The following is a 6,175-nucleotide window of genomic DNA, read 5'->3' on the forward strand; positions in this document are numbered from 1 at the left end:
TGCGACGCATTCGTCAGTGGGAAGAAACGGGGCGCCCCATGGCTCGGGCTCCAGGGCGTAGAACCCCTCATTCATGGTGGCCGGGGCCCGACGATACCCGTCGGGTCCGATCCGCCCGTCGAACTCGGGCCTGACCAGTGTCTCGGACATCTGCACATCCCTGGTCAGAGGCTGGGCACAGGCGGCACACGCCAAAGCGATCACACGACGTTCCAGCCCGCCGAACCCGTATCAGCAAGCGACTGTTGCGGGCTACTGCAGCAGGATCATCTTCCGGAGCAGGTGGAAGCCGGCTCCGCCGTAGAGCTGCCTCTTGATCTTCTTGATGCGGTTCACGGCGCCTTCGATACTGCCGGAGCTCCAGTCCAGGGTGAGCCCGGCTGTCACGGCGTCGCGGTCCCAGAGCAGGTGAAGTGCGAAGCCGGTGAGCCCGGGCAGCTGGCTGGCATCGACCGCGTCGATCCAGGCAGGGAGCATGGCACCGAGGCGGCCCGTGAGTATCTCGCCGAAGGCCCGGACATGCCCGGCGGCCGTGTCCAGTTCGGGACAGCGGACAGGACATCTTTGAGGGCGGCATGGTCCTCCTCGGTCAAGGTCGTGGGGTGAGGGGTGAGCCAGCCAGTCACCTGGCGCACCGTTGGAGGCCGGGGCGGAGCGCCGGCCGGAGCAGTGCGCAGGGTGGCGATGTGGGCACGGACCATCTGGTAGGTGACGGGTGCGTTGTCGGCAACGAGTTCGTTGTGGAGGTGGGTGACGCTGGTGCATCCCTCGGCGAATCGGTGTTCCAGGTAGGGCTTGTAGGGGTCCAGCCTGCTGGGTCGGGGCTGGTTCTCGCGGATGGTGTCCTGGCAGCGTGCGGCGTTCGCGTACCGGAGGACGGTGTTGAGGCCCCAGCCCAGGTGTCGGGCGATCGCCCTGCGTGAGTGGCCCTGGGCGAGTAACTCGTGGACCAGGGCGTGTACGGCCTTCTTGCGCTCGGCCCGCCGGCCGAGGGGTTCCGAGTCGTCCTGTGGTCGGCCGAACTCTGGGCGGGTCGTCTCCGGCGGTGTGCTGCTGGGCGACGGGCTGCGCAGGCAGTCGCGGTGGGCGGCGACGCAGGTCTCCACGGCCCGGCCGAGGCCCTGCCACAGATGGAACCGGTCAGCGACCTGCAGGGCATCGGGGGCGCCACGGCGTGCACCTCGGCGTATGCGCCCGCCCGGTCCCGGCAGATGATCTCCACGCCGGGATGGCGGATCAGCCAGGCGGCCAGCGGCCCGGCTTCACGCGTCGGGAGCACATCGACCACACGATGGTCTTCGACGCTGGTCAAGACGGTGGAGTAGGTTTGGCCGCGGCGGATCGCGAAGTCGTCCACGCCCAGCACACGCGGAGTACTGAACTGCGGATCAGGCAGTGCCATGACCCTGCGTAACAAGGTCATCCGCCCCGCGCCGAAGCCCAGCTGCGCAGCCAGCCGAGCTCCGGCCCGCCCGGCCAGCGCGAGCCCCACTTGCTCCAGGGCGCGGTTGAGCCGAGTCGTGAACCGTGCGTACGGGGCGGCGAGCCGGGAGAACGGCTCGGCGAACGTCCGGCGCGGACAGGCCGCCGACCCGCAGATGAAGCGACGGACCGTCAACCGGATCACAAAGCCCTACTCAGCGAGCGGCAGGTCCTTCAGCCTGCGCTGGTAACGGTCGTGGACTCGTTCCGAGAAACGGCCGCAGTCCGGACATGCAACCTCGGCCGCGCGGCCTCTCGCCACCACCTCGACCGTGCCGAACGCGGCTGTAACCGCCTCGACATCCACATCGTCGATCCCGTCGAACACCAGCGAGTCCAGAACGGTGCATCGGTCTGCATGACCAGCACCATCACCGTCCTCAACCGACCACGGCATCGATCGGCAAGCACCTGAGGGAGCGTCACTTCCGACTGTCAGACGACAAGGCGTACGCCGTCTCACACGAGCCAGTCTCCTCGCGATCGAACATCGAGGTAACGCTCCGATGGCTCCCCAAGATCTGTGCCAGAAGCGAGACTTGGACACACCTGTCTGGAGCGTCGGCGTCGGCCGATGGCCGACGGAGCTTGCCAGACCTGTGATCGCTGGGAGGGCGTCGTCGTCTCTCAGTGTCCGCCCTGTGGTGAGGTGGCGGAGTCGTTCATGCAACGGTCGAGCAGTGCGTGCATGCGGGGCACGGGGAGCGAGGGGTGTGCCGCGGCGCCCTCTGCTGTGCGCGAGTCAGCGAGGAGGGCATCCAGGGCTTCCGGTGTCAAGCTCGGGTTGGCAGCGGCTGCCCGGCACACCGACTCGTCGGGGTCTTCCACCGGGGCCTCGGCCAGGGTGGGATCGGCTGCGGCCAGGGCCCGTACGTCGGTATCCGAGTGGCCGATGAGGTGGGCCCAGCCGGTGCGGGGGAACGCGGGCAGAGTCAGCAGGTGCGGTCGGTGGGCCGGGCGGGTGACGAAGACGTCCAGGAGGAGTTGGGGCGGAGCCAGCGGGTGGTGGCAGGCCAGCAGGATCCGTACCTCCTCGTCGTCGTCCTGTGCCAGTGTCGCGGCGAGTTCCGCAGGCGTGATCGGGCAGGTGTACATCACCTACGGCGGGTAGGGAGCACGCGCTCGTCATCCGTAACTGCACTACCCGTATGATCGCCTCGCTTCGACGGTCGGCGGGGAGGGCGGGGCAACATGGGGGTTTCCGGAGTGCCAGGATCGGCGCACATAGGACCGTTCCGGGTGGTGGCCGAGCTCGGACAGGGCGGTATGGGCCGGGTACTCCTGGGCGTCGCCCCCGACGGACGGCTCGTCGCGGTCAAGCAGGTGCATGCCGAACTGGCCGGGGACGACGGCTTCCGGACCCGGTTCCGGCGCGAGGTGACGGCCTCCCGGCAGGTGTCCGGCGCCTACACCGCGCCCGTGGTCGACGCCGATCCGGACGCGGCGACGCCGTGGTTCGCCGCCCAGTTCGTGCCCGGGCCCTCGCTGAGCCAGGCCCTGGACGCCATGGGTGCGCTGCCGCTGGAGTCGAGCCGGCTGCTCGCGGCCGGTCTCGCGCAGGCGCTGGCCGACGTGCACCGGGCCGGTCTCGTCCACCGGGACCTCAAGCCGTCCAATGTGCTGCTCGCCGAGGACGGCGTCCGAGTCATCGACTTCGGCATCGCCCGGGCGGCGGAGGGGCAGACGAAGCTCACGCACACCGGGGCCCTGGTGGGATCGCCCCCGTTCATGGCGCCGGAACAGGTGGACGGGCGCCAACTGACCGCAGCCGCCGATGTGTTCTCGCTGGGCTCGACCCTGGTCATGGCCTGTACCGGAAGGCCGCCGTTCACGGGCACCTCGGTGCCGGGCATCCTCTACAACGTCGCGCACTCCGAGCCCGACCTGAGCGCTGTGCCGCCCGCCATGCTGCCCCTGATCGAGGCGTGCCTGGCCAAGGATCCGGCACAGCGTCCGTCGCCGCAGGCCCTGCTCTCCATGATCGGGCCGGTACGGCCCTCGGCGCGGCCGTGGCCGGAGGCGGTGCACCGGCTCGCGCTCGCCCAGCGAGCCGAGATCGACCGGTACGTCACCGGGGCGGGCGGCGGCGCGTCGCTCACTGGTGTCACGCCTCCCCATGCCGCAGCCACCGCCGCCTCGCCCGCCGGTGCCACCCCGTTCACCCCCACAGCACCCGGCGCCGCCCCCCTCGGCCCCGCTTCCCTCAACCACGCCCCCACCATGACGGCGGCCGCTCAGGCACCGCACCCGCCCGCCACTCCCCCGCATCCGGCGTACCAGGGACATCAGGAGTATCCGTCACCGCCCGCGCCCCCGCCCCCGCCCCCGCCCGCCACCGGCTCACGGCGCAGGCGTCTGGCCTGGATCGCCGGCGGTTCCGTCGCCTCGCTGGCCACCGTCATCGCGCTGCTTGCGACGTTCCTGCCGCCGGAGATGAACCCGTTCCATACGGAGGCCGTCCCGACGCCGGGCGACAAGCCCCTGTCCGAAGTCACCGACAAGTACGCCGGATTCCCCCCGTCCTGCAAGGAGGTCGGGGACGAGGTGAAGGTGCCGGCCGAGTTCGCGCTCCAGCCCATGCCGCCCGGCACCGAGGTCTCCAACCAGGAGGACTACGACGACAAGGCCCCTTACCAGGAAGGCCGTTGCATCTGGCAGAGCCGCTCCGGCGACAAGATCGACCTCACATGGGACCGGTTCCGGACAGCGAAGGGCAAGACCGGGGCGGAGCGGGCGAAGAAACACTACGAGGCCCTCTACATCCCCGGCACCACCCACCGCGAGGATGTCGGGGCCGGCGAGGAGGCGTTCTGGCACGGCGACCCGACGAACGGCGGCTGTGTGCTGTACGCGCGGGACGTCAACTTCGACGTGTTCGTCTCCGTGCAGGGCTCCGCCTACCCCACCGGCGACAAGTGCGAGGCCCTCGCCGTGTCCGCGGCCAAGGGGACCTATCAGGCGTGGGCGGCGCAATGAAGCCCCTGAGCCCGCCCGAACCGGCCACGGCCGGACCGTACCGGCTGCTCGCCGAGCTCGGCCAGGGCGGCATGGGCCGGGTGCTGCTCGGCGCCGCACCCGACGGCCGCCTTGTCGCGGTCAAGCAGGTGCACGCCCGGTTCGCCACCGACGACGGGTTCCGCGCCCGCTTCCGTCGCGAGGTCGCCGCATCACGCCAGGTTTCCGGCGCCTACACGGCGGCGGTCCTCGACGCCGACACCGAGGCCCGACTGCCCTGGCTGGCATCGGCGTTCGTGGCAGGCCCGTCACTGGGCGCGGCGGTGGAGAACACCGGGGTGCTGCCCGAGGAGGCGGTACGCCGTCTCGCCGCGGGCCTGGCCACCGCGCTGGTCGAGATCCACCGCACCGGCATCGTCCACCGCGACCTCAAGCCGGAGAACGTGCTGCTCGCCGAGGACGGCGTACGCGTCATCGACTTCGGCATCGCCCGGAGCGCCGAGGGCGCGGACACCACCGCCCTCACCCACACCGGCTGGGTGGTCGGCTCGCCCGCCTTCATGTCGCCGGAGCAGGCGGAGGGGCAGGAACTCACCCCGGCGAGCGATGTGTTCGCGCTCGGCGCGGTCCTCGCGATGGCGGCCACCGGCGACAGCCCGTTCTCCGGCACCTCGATGGCGGGGACCCTCTACAACGTCGTCCACACCGAGCCCGACCTGACCACGCTGCCGCCGGGGCTCGCCGCCCTCATCGGACCGTGCCTGGCCAAGGCCCCCGCCGACCGGCCGACGCCGCGGCAACTCCTCGCTCTCCTCGGCCCGATCACAGCCGCCGAACGGCCCTGGCCGCCCTCGGTACACGGCCTGATCGCCACCCAGCAAACCGAGATCGACCGACTGCTCGACACCACGGACCGCACCCCCGCCCCGGGGGCGTACTCCCCCACCTGGGTCTCTCCCTCTGCTCCTGGTCCCGGCTTCGGGCCACCGCTGCCTTTCGCGGGTACGCCCCCACGCGGACGCGCCATGAAGATCACGGCCCTCGTGCTCGCGGGCGTGCTCGCCGTCGCGGGCCTCGGCGTCGGCGCGTACGTACTGACGACTCGCGACGACGAAGGGGGCGGCTCGTCCGGGCCGCCCGACAAGTACAGCAAGGTCCCGACCTGCGCGGAGGCGGCCGGTCAACTGGGGCTGCCCGAGCGGGACAAGAAGCGCGACTCGACGGGAGACAGCACCGGCGATGCGTCGACGAGCTGCACCTGGATGGGCACGGACGACCTCGGGGGCGGCTACGTCCTGGAGAACGCCTATACGCTCGCCTACGTCAAGTGGACGCTGAAGCGCACCGTCGGGGACCACAAGAACGCGACCGACGTGCAGCGCGAGGAGTTCACCGAGGCCGCGGCCCAAGGCACCCGCGACAGCGGACTCGGCATCGGCGACGAGGCGTACTGGGAGCAGCCCAGAGGCGTCGACGAACACTGCGACCTGACCGTGCGCGATGGCAACATGACCCTCTGGGTGGTACTGGGCGGCGACGAGCACCCGGAGTCGACCTGCAAGACGGAGGCCGCACGGATCGCCCGCGCGGCCCTGGCGGCCATCCCCCCGCAGGGTCATTGAAGTGACCGCGTTGTCCGGGGCCGTGGAATGCCCGGCCCTCGCGGGAGGGGGCCGGGGCCGACACGGCCACCGCGGGCGCCCCCCCCCGGCCGCCGCCGCCCGCGGGCGGGGGGCTG

At 71.1% G+C, this 6,175-nt stretch carries 6 protein-coding genes; 2 read left to right on the plus strand and 4 right to left on the minus strand.

Annotated features, from left to right (window positions below; translation table 11 throughout):
- Window positions 1-252 precede the first annotated feature (252 nt).
- From ACIP5M_RS08445 to ACIP5M_RS08460, 4 genes are all read right to left on the minus strand, one after another.
- Window positions 253-477: a transposase gene (locus ACIP5M_RS08445; RefSeq protein ID WP_401193665.1), complete on the minus strand. Its 225-nt coding sequence runs from the start codon at window positions 475-477 to the stop codon at window positions 253-255.
- Window positions 478-622: 145 nt separating this feature from the next.
- Window positions 623-1,423 (minus strand): transposase, encoded by an 801-nt coding sequence (locus ACIP5M_RS08450; RefSeq protein ID WP_401195037.1) that lies wholly within the window; start codon window positions 1,421-1,423, stop codon window positions 623-625.
- Window positions 1,424-1,633: 210 nt separating this feature from the next.
- Entirely contained in the window at window positions 1,634-1,810 is a 177-nt protein-coding gene (locus ACIP5M_RS08455; protein WP_401193668.1) for a transposase family protein, read from the minus strand.
- A 299-nt stretch (window positions 1,811-2,109) separates the two neighbouring features.
- Window positions 2,110-2,580, minus strand: coding sequence for a hypothetical protein (locus tag ACIP5M_RS08460; RefSeq protein ID WP_401193670.1), 471 nt, complete (start codon window positions 2,578-2,580; stop codon window positions 2,110-2,112).
- Window positions 2,581-2,724: 144 nt separating this feature from the next.
- Here ACIP5M_RS08460 and ACIP5M_RS08465 point away from each other — a divergent pair, with 144 nt between their 5' ends.
- Window positions 2,725-4,458 (plus strand): serine/threonine-protein kinase, encoded by a 1,734-nt coding sequence (locus ACIP5M_RS08465; RefSeq protein WP_401193673.1) that lies wholly within the window; start codon window positions 2,725-2,727, stop codon window positions 4,456-4,458.
- Window positions 4,455-6,059 (plus strand): serine/threonine-protein kinase, encoded by a 1,605-nt coding sequence (locus ACIP5M_RS08470; RefSeq protein ID WP_401193675.1) that lies wholly within the window; start codon window positions 4,455-4,457, stop codon window positions 6,057-6,059. The genes ACIP5M_RS08465 and ACIP5M_RS08470 overlap by 4 nt, the downstream gene beginning before the upstream one ends.
- Window positions 6,060-6,175 lie beyond the last annotated feature (116 nt).

The organism is Streptomyces sp. NPDC088762 (genome assembly GCF_044750905.1).
Classification (GTDB): domain Bacteria; phylum Actinomycetota; class Actinomycetes; order Streptomycetales; family Streptomycetaceae; genus Streptomyces.

Coding starts and splice junctions, on each gene's coding strand:
- ACIP5M_RS08450 (WP_401195037.1), bottom strand. CDS start 1,423: ATGACCTTGTTACGCAGGGTCATGGCACTGCCTGATCCGCAGTTCAGT.
- ACIP5M_RS08445 (WP_401193665.1), bottom strand. CDS start 477: ATGCTCCCTGCCTGGATCGACGCGGTCGATGCCAGCCAGCTGCCCGGG.
- ACIP5M_RS08470 (WP_401193675.1), top strand. CDS start 4,455: ATGAAGCCCCTGAGCCCGCCCGAACCGGCCACGGCCGGACCGTACCGG.